At 62.5% G+C, this 14,734-nt stretch carries 12 protein-coding genes; 5 read left to right on the top strand and 7 right to left on the bottom strand.

The genetic code is table 11. The annotated features are described in order from the left end of the window. Nucleotides 1–27 precede the first annotated feature (27 nt). Nucleotides 28–2,412: a diguanylate cyclase gene (locus C5F70_RS02170; RefSeq protein WP_104902645.1), complete on the bottom strand. Its 2,385-nt coding sequence runs from the start codon at nt 2,410–2,412 to the stop codon at nt 28–30. Between the two features lie 139 nt (nt 2,413–2,551). Continuing rightward, a complete protein-coding gene (gene rlmKL, locus C5F70_RS02165; protein WP_017845222.1) occupies nt 2,552–4,822 on the bottom strand; it encodes a bifunctional 23S rRNA (guanine(2069)-N(7))-methyltransferase RlmK/23S rRNA (guanine(2445)-N(2))-methyltransferase RlmL in 2,271 nt (756 codons plus the stop codon). 530 nt (nt 4,823–5,352) lie between these two features. On the opposite strand from rlmKL, the gene rmf reads away from it, so the two are divergent. Next, nucleotides 5,353–5,568, top strand: a complete 216-nt coding sequence (gene rmf, locus C5F70_RS02160) for a ribosome modulation factor (RefSeq protein WP_002553055.1) — start codon at nt 5,353–5,355, stop codon at nt 5,566–5,568. A 124-nt stretch (nt 5,569–5,692) separates the two neighbouring features. Here the strand turns inward: rmf and C5F70_RS02155 are convergent, their stop codons facing one another. The 5 genes from C5F70_RS02155 to sctC all read right to left on the bottom strand — a co-directional run bounded on the left by C5F70_RS02155 (nt 5,693) and on the right by sctC (nt 9,519). Next, a complete protein-coding gene (locus tag C5F70_RS02155; protein WP_017845221.1) occupies nt 5,693–6,721 on the bottom strand; it encodes a quinone-dependent dihydroorotate dehydrogenase in 1,029 nt (342 codons plus the stop codon). Between the two features lie 86 nt (nt 6,722–6,807). Next, nucleotides 6,808–7,269 (bottom strand): transglycosylase SLT domain-containing protein, encoded by a 462-nt coding sequence (locus C5F70_RS02150; RefSeq protein WP_017845220.1) that lies wholly within the window; start codon nt 7,267–7,269, stop codon nt 6,808–6,810. A gap of 7 nt (nt 7,270–7,276) precedes the next feature. Continuing rightward, nucleotides 7,277–7,654 (bottom strand): winged helix-turn-helix domain-containing protein, encoded by a 378-nt coding sequence (locus C5F70_RS02145; RefSeq protein ID WP_026139810.1) that lies wholly within the window; start codon nt 7,652–7,654, stop codon nt 7,277–7,279. A gap of 168 nt (nt 7,655–7,822) precedes the next feature. Beyond that, nucleotides 7,823–8,038, bottom strand: coding sequence for a FliM/FliN family flagellar motor switch protein (locus C5F70_RS02140; RefSeq protein ID WP_017845218.1), 216 nt, complete (start codon nt 8,036–8,038; stop codon nt 7,823–7,825). A gap of 14 nt (nt 8,039–8,052) precedes the next feature. Then, entirely contained in the window at nt 8,053–9,519 is a 1,467-nt protein-coding gene (gene sctC / locus C5F70_RS02135; protein ID WP_102617610.1) for a type III secretion system outer membrane ring subunit SctC, read from the bottom strand. A 273-nt stretch (nt 9,520–9,792) separates the two neighbouring features. Here sctC and C5F70_RS02130 point away from each other — a divergent pair, with 273 nt between their 5' ends. From C5F70_RS02130 to C5F70_RS02115, 4 genes are all read left to right on the top strand, one after another. Continuing rightward, the gene (locus C5F70_RS02130; RefSeq protein WP_079444505.1) at nt 9,793–11,019 is read left to right on the top strand and encodes a CmpA/NrtA family ABC transporter substrate-binding protein; all 1,227 of its coding nucleotides are present in this window, start codon (nt 9,793–9,795) and stop codon (nt 11,017–11,019) included. A 13-nt stretch (nt 11,020–11,032) separates the two neighbouring features. Further along, entirely contained in the window at nt 11,033–11,608 is a 576-nt protein-coding gene (locus C5F70_RS02125) for an ANTAR domain-containing response regulator (RefSeq protein ID WP_017845215.1), read from the top strand. A gap of 235 nt (nt 11,609–11,843) precedes the next feature. Continuing rightward, nucleotides 11,844–13,055, top strand: a complete 1,212-nt coding sequence (locus tag C5F70_RS02120; RefSeq protein WP_017845214.1) for a NarK/NasA family nitrate transporter — start codon at nt 11,844–11,846, stop codon at nt 13,053–13,055. Next, nucleotides 13,055–14,725, top strand: a complete 1,671-nt coding sequence (locus tag C5F70_RS02115) for a bifunctional protein-serine/threonine kinase/phosphatase (RefSeq protein WP_104902644.1) — start codon at nt 13,055–13,057, stop codon at nt 14,723–14,725. Before C5F70_RS02120 ends, C5F70_RS02115 begins: the two co-directional genes overlap by 1 nt. Nucleotides 14,726–14,734 lie beyond the last annotated feature (9 nt).

Raw genomic sequence — 14,734 nt, 5'->3', positions numbered from 1 at the left:
CCCACAGGTTGTGTACGACGTCGACATTCACACCGGCAAGCGTTCCGCTTCGACCCGATCCCTGCCCGCCTGCTTGGCCACGTACACCGCCGAATCCGCGCGCAGCAGTAACCCGTCGATCCCCTCATCGACCCGCCAACTGGCCACCCCGAAGCTGGCGGTGACGACTCCCACCGTCCCCATCGGCGCATCGCGCAGCGCCCGCCAAAGCTCCATCGCCAAACCGTAGGCCTGGGCGCCGTCGGTGTTGGGGCACAACACCATGAACTCCTCGCCACCCAGGCGACAGAACACATCGGTGCGGCGCAAGCGCTGGCTGATGCGCTTGCACAGTTCCTGCAACACCGCGTCGCCAACCGCATGGCCGTACTGGTCGTTGATACGCTTGAAGTGATCGATATCCAGCATGATCACCGACAACGCCCCCGAGGTGCGATTGAGGCGGACCATCTCAGCCTTGAGACGATCCTGGAAATACCGACGGTTATGGATCCCGGTGAGGGCATCGGTGATGGACAGCGCGCGCAGTTCTTCTTCCACGCGCTTGAGATCGGAAATGTCCGACACATAGCCGTGCCACAGCGTACCGCCGCCCGACAGTTCTTCCGGCGTGGCCTCACCGCGAATCCAGCGCAGGCCCCGTTGCGGCAGTTGCACGCGGTACTCTTCGCGCCAGTGGCTCAATTGCAGCGCGGATAAGCGGATCGACGCACGCACTCGCTCGACATCCAGCGGGTGGATGCGCTCCAAGACCTGCGTTGCATCCCGTTGCAGCACCCCTGTGTCGATCTCATAGATATCGCGCATGCCATCGCTGGCGTAGACAAACCGCCACTTGTCCTGGGGTTCCAGAGTGAATTGGAAGATCCCGCCCGGGACATGGGCGCTGAGCTTTTTCAGCAGACGGTCGCGCACGGCCAGGGCCTCATAGGCGCGTTTTTGCTCGGTGACATCCAGGTACATCGCCAGGTGCCCGACCCATAAGCCATGGTCATCCAGCAACACGGTGCCCAACATATTCACCGTCAAACGGCTGCCATCCTCGCGCACCAAGGTCCACTCGCGCGCCTCGTGCGGGCTGCCCGGGCTCTCCACCAGCATCGCCTGGCTCGGCGGGATTCGCCGGCCCAACGCAATGCTCAGACTCGCCGCACGCACATCCAGCTCCGCCGCCACATGCAGGCTCTCCAGGGTCGAGCGGCCGAGTATGTGCTCGGCCTTGAACCCCAGCATCTGCTCGGCACCGGCGTTGAAGGTGTTGATCACGCCGTGCAAGTCGGTGGCAATGATCGCAACCTGCGTCGCGGCGTTCAGCACACTGCGTAACTGGCCATGGGCGCTGCGCAGTTCCTGCTCGCGCAGGCGTAGCTGCACGGTACGCTGCTCCACCAGTTTCAAGGCGCGCTGACGCTGGCTGACCAACATATAGAGCAAGACACTGAGCAACAGGCTGAAGAGCCCGCCCACGGCCAGTATCGGGACCAACGACGAGCCGTTGCCCTGTTCGAACACCTGGCTGGGGCGCAGGTTCAGGGCGTAGACATGATCGCCGAGGGTGAGGCGACGCGCGGCGACCAGATCGCTGTCGGCCAGGGCATTGCTGGATTCGTACAACAGGCGCCCTTGCTGGTCGGAAGTGTCGACGATCTGCGTCACCAGATTATCGCGATCCGACTTGGGCAAGCCGTCGGCCATCAACTGGCGCATGCTGATCACGGCCATCACAAAGCCGTAGGGTTCTGTTCCGCCCGGGGAGACGACCGGCGCGACCAATAACACGCCGGTGGCATAGGCCGGCTCCACCCCCACCAACTGCATGGGCTGGGACACGGCCAGCTTGCCGCTCGCTTGTGCGCGCTCCAGGGTCGAGCGCCGCAGCGGCTGGGCCAGCAGGTCAAAGCCCAGCGGCGAACCGAGCAGGCTTCGGGTCTGGCTGTACAGGACCGGCACGTATTCATCGCGCTCCACCGCCGGGGCCAACTCACCGTGTGAATTCAGTTCCCGTATGCTGAACGGCAGACCGCGCTGGCGCGATACGTCCTGTTCAAACTGAGCGCGCTGATCACGCATAACCCGCGGCGCCCAGGCATAGGCCCGGGAACGCAGCAGCAAAGGCTGGGCGAAACCGTCGAACTCGTCGCGGGACACATTATTGGAATTGACGAAGAAGCGTTGCAGGCTGGTCAGGCGTTGCTCCTGATCCTCGAAACGCTCCTGCAGACGGGTGAATCGCTCATTGACCAACAGCTGGAAACGCTGGCGCCCCTGCTGTTGATAGAGGTCGGATGTCGCCCAGGCGACGATGATCGTCAAGGCGCTACCGCCCAGAAACACCAGCAATGCCATCAACCAAGCCGATACCTGCTCATTGATAAAACCTAGGATCTTCGGGCGAACGGCTTGCAACGGCATAGGCAACACTCACAACGCCAGCGTGTGGGGGGATCACTTTGGCCGGACATTTAGTTATAGCGAGCGGCCCTCCGTTTGACCAGCGTAAAAAAGCCGCAAGACCGGATAATTCCAGGCTTGCGGCTGATGGGTGGAGCAATCAGCGAGCAGTGATTTTCCAGGCCCGATGGATCTTCGCGTTACGCGCAAAATCCGGGTCGAGGGTCTTGTCGCTGATCTCCTCGACCGCGTAGCGTTCGCTGAGGTTGTCCTCAAGCACGAACTTGCGGAAGTTGTTCGAGAAGTACAGCACGCCGCCTGGCGCCAGGCGCGCCATGGCGAGGTCGAGCAGTTGCACGTGGTCGCGCTGCACGTCGAAGATCCCTTCCATGCGCTTGGAGTTGGAGAAGGTCGGCGGGTCGATGAAGATCAGGTCGAACTCATCGCGACTGGCTTCCAACCACGCCATCACATCACCCTGCTCCAGGCGGTTCTTGTCGGAGAAACCGTTGAGGGAGAAGTTGCGGCGCGCCCAGTCCAGGTAGGTCTTGGACAGGTCGACGCTGGTCGTGGTGCGCGCGCCGCCCTTGGCCGCATGCACGCTGGCGGTGGCGGTGTAGCAATACAGGTTGAGGAAACGCTTGCCGGCCGCCTCTTTCTGGATACGCATACGCATCGGCCGGTGGTCGAGGAACAGGCCGGTGTCAAGGTAGTCGGTGAGGTTGACCAGCAGCTTCACGCCGCCTTCGCTGACCTCGGTGAACTTGCCCTGGGCGCTCTGGCGTTCGTACTGCTTGGTGCCGCTCTGACGCTCGCGGCGCTTGACCACCACGCGGCTCTTGTCGATGTTCAGCGCCTGGGGAATGGCCGCCAATGCGTCGAACATGCGCGCGGAGGCTTTTTCCGGGTCGATGGATTTCGGCGCGGCGTATTCCTGCACGTGGACCCAATCGTGATACAGGTCGATGGCCATGGAATATTCCGGCATGTCGGCATCGTAGACGCGGTAGCAATCCACGCCCTCACGCTTGGCCCACTTGCCCAGTTGCTTGAGGTTCTTTTGTAGGCGGTTGGCAAACATCTGCCCGCCTTCGCTCAGGCGCGCCTGTTCGACCACGGGGGCCGGCGCCGGTGCAGGTTTGATCGGGTTGCCGTTCTTGTTGTACTGACGCTCTTGCGGCTCGGTCGGGGCCTGGTCGTAGGCGGCTTGTTCACGTTCGGCCTGGCGCTGCTCCGGGGTGCGGCGCTCGCCGGTGACGAACTGGTCCGGGTTGACCTTGATCAGCAGCAATTTGCACGGCAAGGCGCCGTTCCAGAACGAATACTGCTTGTGACTGCGGATGCCCATGCGCTTGCCCAGGTCCGGCGCGCCGGTGAACACCGCCGCCTCCCAGCCCATGCATGCCTGGCGCAGACGCTCGCCGAGGTTCTGGTAGAGGTACAACAGGCTCGCTTCGTCGCCCAGACGCTCGCCGTAGGGCGGGTTACAGATCACCAGGCCTTTCTGGTTCTGGTCCGGACGCGGCTCGAACGTGCCGACTTCGCCCTGGTACACCTTGATCCAATGGCTGAGACCGGCACGCTCGATGTTGTTGCGAGCAGGCTGGATCAAGCGCGGATCGGCTTCGTAGCCACGAATCCACAACGGCGGCTTGTTCATGCCGATGGCAGCGCGCTCGCTGGCCTCGGTGTGAAGTTTCTTCCACAACGCCGGGACGTGACCGAGCCAGGTGGTGAAACCCCACAGTTCGCGATTGAGGTTGGGCGCCATATCGGCGGCGATCATCGCGCCTTCCACCAGGAAGGTGCCGACGCCGCACATCGGGTCGGTCAACGCGCCGCCTTCCGCGGCGATGCGCGGCCAGCCGGCACGGATCAGGATGGCTGCAGCGAGGTTTTCCTTCAATGGTGCGGCGCCCTGCTGCAGGCGGTAACCGCGCTGGTGCAGGCTGTGGCCGGACAGGTCGAGGGAGAGAATCGCTTCGCCACGGTCCAGGCGCAGGTGGATGCGCAGGTCCGGGTTGATCTTGTCGATGGACGGACGCTCGCCGGTCGGGGTGCGCAGCTTGTCGACAATCGCATCCTTGACCTTCAGCGCGCCGAAGTGGGTGTTGTCGATGCCCGAGCCGTGACCGCTGAACTCCACCGCCAGGCTGCCGTCCGGGACCATGTGATCGGCCCAGTCGATATCCAGCACGCCATGGTAGAGGTCTTCGGCGTCCTTCATCGGGAAGCGCTTGAGGACCAGCAACACGCGGTTGGCCAGGCGCGACCAGAGGCACAGGCGGTAGGCGGTTTCCATGTCGGCCATGCCGCGCACGGCCGAGGTGTGCTCGCGGGCTTCCTCAAGGCCAAGCCCGACGGCTTCCTCGATCAGCAGGCCTTCGAGGCCCTTGGGGCAGGTGAGGAAGAGTTCAAAACGGTCCGACATGGGCAATCCAGGCTTTTCAGCAATAAATGAACGGGCGACGCATCGCCGGCTCGGTTTTCAATCAAGCACTTTTCTTGAAGAGTGCCCGCGTGGCACGAATGTGCCGTCCCACCCCGTCTGGCGGGCCTGTGGGCCTTGATTGACGGGGCAGAGAGATAAGTGATGCAACAAAAAGAAATATTCAGACCCTTCGTCGAATAATAACCGACTGCAACGGGCGGGCTTTTTCAGCAAGGGATTAAGCCATTCTCTTCGTAAGGCACATCATAGCCGGCTTTGCCCAATAAAAGGGGCGAAAAGCCATCCCAGCTTATGGCTATAACATCGTTATTGTTACGTGCTTATGACAAAACGATCATTGAATCCATGTGACCTATTGGTTAGAACTCAACACAGGTCAGCGCCACAACGACGCTGGCACATTGGCTCGCCACGCCGGCAGCGGGCCGCACCAACGGCAGAAAAACTCTGCCCGGCCTCAGACGAGGCCGAAGGATATCAAGACAGTCAACAAGTGAGGGAAACACCCTATGAGAAGACTTAAGCGTGATCCGTTGGAAAGAGCATTTTTACGCGGATATCAATACGGCGTTCATGGCAAATCCCGTGAGCTTTGCCCATTTACTCTACCGTCGGTACGCCAAGCCTGGATCAACGGCTGGCGAGAAGGACGCGGCGACAACTGGGACGGTATGACAGGCACTGCGGGCATCCACAGACTCAACGAACTTCACGCGGTCGGCTAATCAAGGGCATTCAATTCCGACACCAGCACGAATATAGCTAACGACTTAACCACGCACGCCCTATCCAGGCGGCGGGCTTCGGCCCAGGGGCTCCTCTTGAGGAGCCCTTTTTATTGGGCATGTGTCAGGCCTTTTTGGGCAATGCCGCGATCGCGTCCACCGCCTCGCGAATCAGCGCCGGGCCCTTGTAGATAAAGCCGGAATACAGCTGCACCAGGCTCGCACCAGCGGCGATCTTCTCGGCCGCGTGCTTGCCTTCGGTGATACCGCCGACCGCGATGATCGGCAAACGCCCGGCCAGCTCAGCGGCCAGCACCTTGACGATGTGCGTGCTCTTGTCACGCACCGGAGCGCCCGACAAGCCGCCCGTTTCGTCGCCATGGGCCAGGCCTTCAACACCGACACGGCTGAGGGTGGTGTTGGTGGCAATCACCGCATCCATGCCTGACTCCACCAGGGCCTGGGCGACCAGCACGGTTTCTTCATCCGTCATGTCCGGGGCGATCTTGATCGCCAACGGCACACGCTTGCCATGGCGCACGGCGAGGTCTTCCTGGCGCAGGCGCAAGGCTTCGAGCAATTGCTTGAGGGAATCACCGAACTGCAGGCTGCGCAGACCCGGGGTGTTGGGCGAGCTGACGTTCACCGTGACGTAACTGGCGTGGGCGTAGACCTTGTCCAGGCAGATCAGGTAGTCATCCACCGCGCGCTCCACCGGCGTGTCGAAATTCTTGCCGATATTGATCCCGAGGACGCCCTTGTACTTCGCCGCCTGGACCCGCGACAGCAGGTGATCGACACCGAGGTTGTTGAAGCCCATGCGGTTGATGATCGCCTCAGCCTCCGGCAGGCGAAAGATGCGCGGCTTGGGGTTGCCTGGCTGAGGGCGCGGGGTCACGGTGCCGATTTCGACGAAACCAAAACCCAACTGCGCAAAGCCATCGATGGCCGTACCGTTCTTGTCCAGGCCGGCAGCCAGCCCGACTGGGTTGGGAAAGTCGAGCCCCATCACCGAAACCGGCATTTTCGCCGGTGCCTTGCATACCAGGCCATTGAGCCCCAGGCGGCCACCGGCACCGATCAGGTCCAGGGACAGATCATGGGAAGTCTCCGGGGAGAGTTTGAACAACAGCTGGCGGGCCAGGGTATACATGGGCGGGCTAGACTCGGATGGCGGCGATAAGTGGCGGCGATTATAGCCGGGCTGGCGGCCTGCGTGCGAGGCGTGCCGCCCAATCGTCAGTAGCGATGCGCGACCAACGCTTCATAGCGGGCCCAGACCTTCTGTGCGTACTGCAAGCGCAACGCCTCACGCTGTGGACCAGGCCCCGGGCCTGCGTTGTAGGCGCCGATGGCCGTCCAGTTATAGCCGAAGCGCTGAACGAACTCGGCAAGAATCGAGGCCCCGACCTCTACTGACAGGCACGGCTCACTCAACAGTCGGTCTTCGGTGATGCCTCGTTTGAGCAAGCGGGGCAAGTGAATGCTGTTGATCTGCATCAGACCGATATCGCGGGTGCCGTTGCGATTGTTGTAATTCATCGCACCCGCACGGTAACCCGACTCTACGGCGGCAATGGCCTGCAGCAATTCCGGCTCAAGATCGTAGCGACTGGCCACCTCATCCCAACAATACGCCAGCGCCTTATTGCTGCCCATCAGCACTGCCAGTAACAGGCCCTTGCGCCACGCATTGCGCATCCCGGGGCTACCTGCCACAGGCCGAACAAACGGCGATGGGCGGCAACGAGGCGCGCTCGGCTGGCCGCACCGGGCATGTAAAGCGATAGCCCCTGCCATAGATCGTCTTGATAAACCCTTTGTCGGCGCGCAGATGTTTACGCAACGAATAAATGCAGCGCGTCAGCGACTCCTCCGACACCTCTCCCTGGCGCCAAGCCATTTCAAGCAAACAGTCTTTGGTCATCAGCGCACCACCGGACACCAACAACAAGCGCAGCACTTGCCATTCCTTGGGCGGCAACTGGATATCCACGCCCTCGCCGGTCAAGCGTCCATCGCCATGCAGGGTCCAGCGGCCAAAGACCAGGGAAATCGTCATCCCTCCATCATTCACCACGGCCATACACACCTCTGCATCCAACCACTGACATTGAAATCCTGATTTCCAGAAATGGCGCATACGCCGACCGCACGACTATAAAAAAGGCCTCCCCGAGCCACCCTAGGAGAAAGCCCATATCAGCAGGGCTTTCCGGAAGCGCCTTGTAAGAAATCTCACTGGAACTGATAACTAAGGCGATACCCACTCCTGGTAGACCTCAAGCAGCTCAACCCCCAGGCGGTCTTCCAACTGCACCAATTCGCCCAGAGCCAGTAACTGGCCGTTGACGCGCACTTCCACGCAATGGATGACCTCCGGTGCCAGCGGCAGCACTTTCCCCGGTGCAAACAACGCCAGCCGCTTGCGCGTGATCAGTTGTTCCTGCAAAAGAATTTCCAGATGCATGACGAGCGCCTACCTCATTGATCGACATCGCGAATCGACCGCACAAACGCACGTTGCACCCGTTCGTATTGCGGCTGAGTCAGCGGTGGCGGCCCGACGGTGCCATCCAGGGTCTTGAGCTCGTTGCCCACGGCCCGGGCCTGAATCACAAACAGCCGTACTTCGGCACGCTGGCCACGCGCAGTGGCACGCCCCTGCGCATCAACATCCCGGCGAAACCCGCCCAACCACAGGCGTTTCCCCTGCGGCATCCGAACGACACTGCTGACGCTGACCCTCCCGACCGCGGTCATTTTCTGACGCCGCCCCGCCTCGCCCATCTGGCGGTCATCCTCAAGGCTCAGCAGCATCTCGATCTCGTTCGCCTCGGCAAACCGCGGCAACGCGCTGACCTGGGTGCCATAGCGTATGGGTTTCCAGTCGGTGCGAGCGACGGCGGGCCCCGGCACGTAGAGTGTGTGGTTATCCTGGAACACCGCAGGAACGTTCTCCTGGGTGAGAATCACCGGCAGTGTCACCACCCGCGCGCGCCGTCGTCGCTCCAGCACGGCGATCTGCGCCATCAGGCGATTGTCCTCCAACGGCTCCAGCACCCGGGTCGCCGAAGTTGATGTGTGGGTTTCCTCGGCCCAGGCCTGGTCGATTTTCTTCAGTTCGTCACGGTCCACGTCCACCAGCCACAGCGAAACCTCGATCGCGCGCTTGGGCACATCCAGCTCCGCCACCAATTGCTCGATAAAACGCACCTGAGCAGGCTTGCCCTTGATCAGCAGGCTGTTGGTATCCGGGTAAGGAATCACGGCCAGGCTCTTGTCGGCCAGCAAGCCGGGCGGCCGTTGCGCGGGGGCCTGTTGTTCGCGGGAAAGCACGGTCTCGATCAGCGACGCCATGCCCGGCACATTGACCTTTTCCTCGCCCATCACGTACTCGCGGTCCGCCACATGGGTATTGAGCACCTGCACCACGCCAAACGCCTGCTGGCCCACACGGAGCGCGGCCCGCTGGCGGTCCATCAATTGCGTAAGGTGCAGCACCTGGTCGACATAGTTCGCCGGCCCGGACACATAGAACATCCGGCCCCCGCTCTCCCGCAGCGGGTAGCGGGACTCATCGAGCCCCGAGCGACGCATGAACTCGCGCAGCCTTGAGACGGAAATATGCCGCAGCGTCACCGCCGAGCTCTTCGCTTCATCTGCTGCGTAGAGGTAGAGCACCTGCCCGTCGCTGTACCAGATCAGGTGATGCTGCTCGGCTACCGCCTCCAGCACCTGCTGTGCCCGGCTGAAATCGTAGGTTCCGTCAACGCGTTGCCGAGCCGCCGACCGGCTGACAACGACCGGCAGGCCGAGAGGCAGCGACAACGCGCTGAAAAACGTGTGCAGGCTTTCGTCCCGCGCCTGGTAAGTCTCACCCCGGGCAGACGCACAGCCCAGCATCAACACCGCGTAAAACAGCCAGCGGCACAGCCGATGGGCGGCCATCGTTGTCGGAGAATCAGCGTACACCGTGGGGTTTCCTGGGCAGTCTGGCATAGGGAAGCGGCCATACTGAAAGCCTGTGGCGTTTCAATCTTGATGGAAAGTTGACGGCGTAGCGCGCCGTTCCGCCCGTGGCATGTGCCTTGCTATGCACTCTGTATCAGAGCGCGCGCCAACGTCGGAGCGGGCTTACGGACAAAGGCGTCGTTACCCGCAATGGCTCGCGCCGCCATCTGAGGGAGCGACGCTTTTTTTTGAACGAAAAGGTAGGTGTTGATGAACGATTCGGACGGCAACAGCCCGATAAACGACCCGCTGGCTTGGGTCAACGGCAGTGACGCCCCGGAAAAGAGCAGCCTCGACCTGGGCTTCATGGCCTTGAGCGATTGCGCCTCGCTGGTGGTCGCGGCCACCCAGGGCTTCGCGCAACCCTATGGCTTGACACTGAACCTCAAGCGTCAGTCGTCGTGGGCCAACCTGCGCGACAAACTGGTCAGCGGCGAACTGGATGCCGCCCACAGCCTGTATGGGCTGATCTACGCCGTACACCTGGGCATCGGCGGCGTGGCCGCCACCGATATGGCGGTACTGATGGGGCTGAACCAGAACGGGCAGAGCATCAACCTGTCCCACGACCTGCAACAGCAAGGGGTGGTCACTCCTGAGGCACTGGATCGCCACGTGCACCAAAGCCGAACAAAACTGACCTTCGCCCAGACGTTTCCCACAGGCACCCACGCCATGTGGCTGTATTACTGGCTGGCGAGCCAAGGTATCCATCCATTGCAGGATGTGAACAGTGTGGTGGTACCGCCGCCGCAAATGGTGGCGCACCTATTGGCTGGGCGCATCGACGGTTTTTGTGTCGGCGAACCCTGGAGCGCCAGTGCAGTGAAGCAGAACCAGGGCTTCACCCTGGCGACCAGCCAGGCGATCTGGCCGGACCACCCGGAAAAGGTGCTCGGCTGCACCCAAGCGTTCGTCGACCAATACCCCAACACCGCCCGCGTACTGGTGATGGCGATTCTGGAGGCCAGCCGCTTTATCGAGGCGAGCCACGAAAACCGCCGTTCCACCGCGCAGCTGCTCAGCGCCCGCGAGTACCTCGACGCGCCACTCGACTGCATCGAGCCGCGTCTGCTCGGGACTTACGACGATGGGCTTGGCAACCAGTGGCAAGATCCCCACGCACTGCGCTTTTTCGCCGATGGCGAGGTGAACGTGCCCTACCTCTCCGACGGCATGTGGTTCATGACCCAGTTTCGCCGCTGGGGCCTGTTGCGCGAAGACCCGGACTACCTCGGCATTGCCCGCCAAGTACAGCAACTGGAGCTGTATCGCCAGGCAGCCGATGCCGTCGGCGTCACCGCGAACGCCCAGGACATGCGCAGCAGCCAACTGATCGACGGCAAGATCTGGGATGGCTCCGCCCCCGCCGCCTACGCCCGCAGCTTCCGCCTCCATGCCCTGGCCGACCACACCAGCCGCCACGCCTTGCGCTGACAGGAGGACCGATATGTTGCGAATCCTGTTGATCAACGACACACCGCGCAAGGTCGGGCGCCTCAAGGCGGCACTGACCGAGGCCGGGTTTGAGGTGATCGATGAGTCGGGCCTGACCATCGATCTGCCTGCGCGCGTCGAAACGGTGCGGCCGGACGTAATCCTGATCGATACCGAGTCACCCGGCCGCGATGTGATGGAGCAAGTGGTGCTGGTCAGCCGCGACCGACCGCGTCCGATCGTGATGTTTACCGACGAACACGACCCGGACGTCATGCGCCAGGCCATCAAATCCGGCGTCAGCGCCTACATTGTCGAAGGTATCCAGGCCCAACGCCTGCAGCCGATCCTCGACGTGGCCATGGCCCGCTTCGAAAGCGACCAGGCCCTGCGCGCCCAGCTGCAGGCCCGCGATCAACAGCTGGCCGAGCGCAAGCGCATCGAACTGGCCAAAGGCATGCTGATGAAAATGAAGAACTGCAACGAGGAAGAGGCCTACACCCTGATGCGCCGCCAGGCCATGAGCCGCCAGCAGAAACTGATCCAGGTGGCGGAGCAGATCATCGCCATGAGCGAGTTGCTGGGCTAACCCTCCTCGACAGCGGCTACGGCAGATTGGCCCGGGACTTGCTAAGTATTCAACACAGGTAACCAACGGCGGTTGCCCCTTCACGACAAAGACGTCGCACACCCGGTTTGCCCTCGCGGACCCGGTGGCGGCGTTTTTTTGTTTTGGCCCTTTGACACGGGGCCGGTGGGGCGGCCGTAGCCGGCTGTTCCATCACCAGGCCTTCTTACAAGACTCCCAACCGTTGAGGTGCGTGATGAAATCAAGCTTCTGGAAATCCGGGCACACCCCGACCCTGTTTGCCGCGTTCCTGTATTTCGACCTGAGCTTCATGGTCTGGTACCTACTGGGCCCGCTGGCGGTGCAGATCGCCGCCGACCTGCACCTGACCACGCAACAACGCGGCCTGGTGGTGGCGACTCCCATCCTGGCAGGCGCGGTGCTGCGTTTTCTGATGGGCATGCTGGCGGACAGACTCTCGCCCAAGACCGCCGGGCTGATCGGCCAGGTGATTGTGATCGCCGCACTCTTCGGCGCCTGGAAACTCGGCATCCACAGCTATGAACAAGCCCTGTTGCTGGGGTTGTGCCTGGGGATGGCCGGAGCGTCCTTCGCGGTCGCCCTACCGTTGGCGTCCCAGTGGTATCCCGCGGAGCACCAGGGCAAAGCCATGGGCATCGCCGGCGCCGGCAACTCGGGCACTGTGTTCGCAGCCATATTGGCACCGGTGCTTGCAGCGGCGTTCGGCTGGAGCAATGTGTTCGGTTTCGCCCTGATTCCGTTGATCCTGACCCTGATCATCTTCGCCTGGCTTGCGCGCAATGCCCCCGAACGCCCGAAGGCCAAATCCATGGCCGACTACTTCAAGGCCCTCGGCGACCGTGACAGCTGGTGGTTCATGTTTTTCTACAGCGTGACCTTCGGCGGCTTTATCGGCCTGGCCAGCGCCCTGCCCGGCTACTTCAACGACCAATACGGCCTGAGCCCGGTGACCGCCGGCTACTACACCGCCGCCTGCGTGTTCGGCGGTAGCCTGATGCGCCCACTCGGCGGCGCCCTGGCCGACCGTTTCGGCGGGATTCGCACGTTGCTGGGCATGTACAGCGTGGCGGCGATCTGCATCGCTGCGGTGGGTTTCAACTTGCCCAGCTCCTACGCGGCCCTGGCACTGTTCGTCTGCACCATGCTCGGCCTTGGCGCCGGTAATGGCGCGGTGTTCCAGTTGGTGCCCCAGCGTTTCCGCCGTGAGATCGGCGTAATGACCGGCCTGATCGGCATGGCCGGCGGTATCGGCGGTTTCGCCCTGGCAGCAGGCATGGGTGCGATCAAACAAAGCACCGGCAGCTATCAACTGGCCCTGTGGTTGTTCGCCAGCCTTGGCGTACTGGCCTGGTTCGGCCTGCACGGCGTCAAGCGCCGCTGGAGAACCACCTGGGGCTCGGCTGCCGTGACCGCCGCGCGCGTCTGATGAGCCTGCACCTGAGCGTCGCCCAGGCCAGCGCCATCGGCCCGCGCGCCGAGAACCAGGACGCCCTGCGCGTGGTCACGCCCCTGGCGGAGCTGGCCGCGAGCAAGGGTTACCTGTGCGCCATCGCCGACGGTGTCAGCCAATGCGCCGACGGCGGTCTGGCCGCACGCTCGACCTTGCAGGCGTTGGCCCTGGACTACTACGCCACACCGCAAACCTGGGGTGTGGCCCAGGCGCTCGAACGTCTATTGCTGGCGCAGAATCGCTGGCTGCGGGCCAATGGCGGTGGCCAGCCGTTGCTGACCACCCTCAGTGCCCTGGTGTTTCGCGGGCAACGCTTCACCTTGGCCCACGTCGGCGACTGCCGGGCGTATCGCTGGCTGGACGGCGAATTGCAGCGCATCAGCGAAGATCATGTATGGGAACAGCCGGGCATGCAGCATGTGCTCAAGCGCGCGCTCGGCCTGGATCAACACCTGGTGCTGGATTTTCTCGACGGCCAATTGCGCGAGGGCGAATGCTTCCTGCTGCTCAGCGATGGGGTGTGGGCGACTTTGGGTGATCACAGCATCAGTGCGATCCTGCGCGAGCAGACCGACCTCGATCTGGCGGTACACACCCTGGTCACCGCCGCACACCTGGCCGGCAGCCAGGACAACGCCAGTGCCCTGCTGGTACGCATCGATAAACTCGGCGCCGCGACCCTGGGCGACGCGCTGGTGCAATTGCAGCAATGGCCGCTGCCACCCGCGCTGAAAGCCGGGCAACAGTTCGAAGGCTGGCAGGTGGAAAGCGTATTGGCGCAAAGCCGCCAATCGTTGCTGTACCGGGTCCGCGATGCCCAGCAGCAACCCTGGTTGCTGAAAACCCTGCCTCTCAGCCGTGACGACGACAATGACGCCGGTCAAGCCTTGCTGTCGGAGGAATGGTTTCTGCGGCGGGTGGCCGGGCGCGCGTTTCCTGAAGTCCACGCGGCCAGCGGGCGTCAGCACTTGTACTACGTGATGCGTGAATATCCGGGGCAAACCCTGGCGCAATTATTCCTGCAACAGGGCCCATTGCCCCTGGCGCAATGGCAATTCGTGGCCGAACGCTTGCTGCGGGCGGTGGGCCTGTTGCATCGTCGGCAAATACTGCACCGTGACATCAAACCGGAGAACCTGCTGCTAGGTGACGATGGTGAGTTGCGCGTACTGGATTTCGGCCTGGCCTACTGCCCGGGTCTCTCCGAGGATCGCGCGCATATACTGCCCGGCACACCAAGCTTTATCGCGCCCGAAGCGTTCCAGGGCGACCGTCCCACAGCCCAACAAGACTTATACAGCGTAGGTGTCAGCCTCTATTACTTGCTAACTGGGCATTACCCCTACGGTGAAATTGAGGCTTTCCAACGGCCCAGATTCTCCCAACCGGTCAGCGCCAGCCGCTACCGCCCCGACCTGCCGGACTGGTTACCGCTCAGCCTCGAGCGCGCGGTGGCGGCTCAACCTGCACAACGTTATGAAACCGCCGAAGAATGGCTGCTGGTGCTGGAGCAGGCAGACCGACGGGAACTGAGTGTCCGCCCCCGGCCGTTGCTGGAGCGGGAACCCTTGAAGGTCTGGCGCACCCTGGGGTTGCTCTCGATGCTGATCAATCTGGCGCTTCTTTACTTACTCTTTCACCGCTGACGTCATCTC

Origin of the sequence: Pseudomonas sp. LH1G9, from assembly GCF_002949975.1 — a bacterium.
Taxonomy (GTDB): domain Bacteria; phylum Pseudomonadota; class Gammaproteobacteria; order Pseudomonadales; family Pseudomonadaceae; genus Aquipseudomonas; species Aquipseudomonas veronii.
The sequence above is the reverse complement of the archived record's forward strand: the minus strand, read 5'-3'. Positions and strand labels throughout refer to the sequence as shown.

What these genes read in the sequence shown, in the direction of transcription:
- C5F70_RS02170 (WP_104902645.1), bottom strand. Translation starts at nt 2,412, where the DNA reads ATGCCGTTGCAAGCCGTTCGCCCGAAGATCCTAGGTTTTATCAATGAG.
- rlmKL (WP_017845222.1), bottom strand. Translation starts at nt 4,822, where the DNA reads ATGTCGGACCGTTTTGAACTCTTCCTCACCTGCCCCAAGGGCCTCGAA.
- rmf (WP_002553055.1), top strand. Translation starts at nt 5,353, where the DNA reads ATGAGAAGACTTAAGCGTGATCCGTTGGAAAGAGCATTTTTACGCGGA.
- C5F70_RS02155 (WP_017845221.1), bottom strand. Translation starts at nt 6,721, where the DNA reads ATGTATACCCTGGCCCGCCAGCTGTTGTTCAAACTCTCCCCGGAGACT.
- C5F70_RS02150 (WP_017845220.1), bottom strand. Translation starts at nt 7,269, where the DNA reads ATGCGCAATGCGTGGCGCAAGGGCCTGTTACTGGCAGTGCTGATGGGC.
- C5F70_RS02145 (WP_026139810.1), bottom strand. Translation starts at nt 7,654, where the DNA reads ATGGCCGTGGTGAATGATGGAGGGATGACGATTTCCCTGGTCTTTGGC.
- C5F70_RS02140 (WP_017845218.1), bottom strand. Translation starts at nt 8,038, where the DNA reads ATGCATCTGGAAATTCTTTTGCAGGAACAACTGATCACGCGCAAGCGG.
- sctC (WP_102617610.1), bottom strand. Translation starts at nt 9,519, where the DNA reads ATGGCCGCCCATCGGCTGTGCCGCTGGCTGTTTTACGCGGTGTTGATG.
- C5F70_RS02130 (WP_079444505.1), top strand. Translation starts at nt 9,793, where the DNA reads ATGAACGATTCGGACGGCAACAGCCCGATAAACGACCCGCTGGCTTGG.
- C5F70_RS02125 (WP_017845215.1), top strand. Translation starts at nt 11,033, where the DNA reads ATGTTGCGAATCCTGTTGATCAACGACACACCGCGCAAGGTCGGGCGC.
- C5F70_RS02120 (WP_017845214.1), top strand. Translation starts at nt 11,844, where the DNA reads ATGAAATCAAGCTTCTGGAAATCCGGGCACACCCCGACCCTGTTTGCC.
- C5F70_RS02115 (WP_104902644.1), top strand. Translation starts at nt 13,055, where the DNA reads ATGAGCCTGCACCTGAGCGTCGCCCAGGCCAGCGCCATCGGCCCGCGC.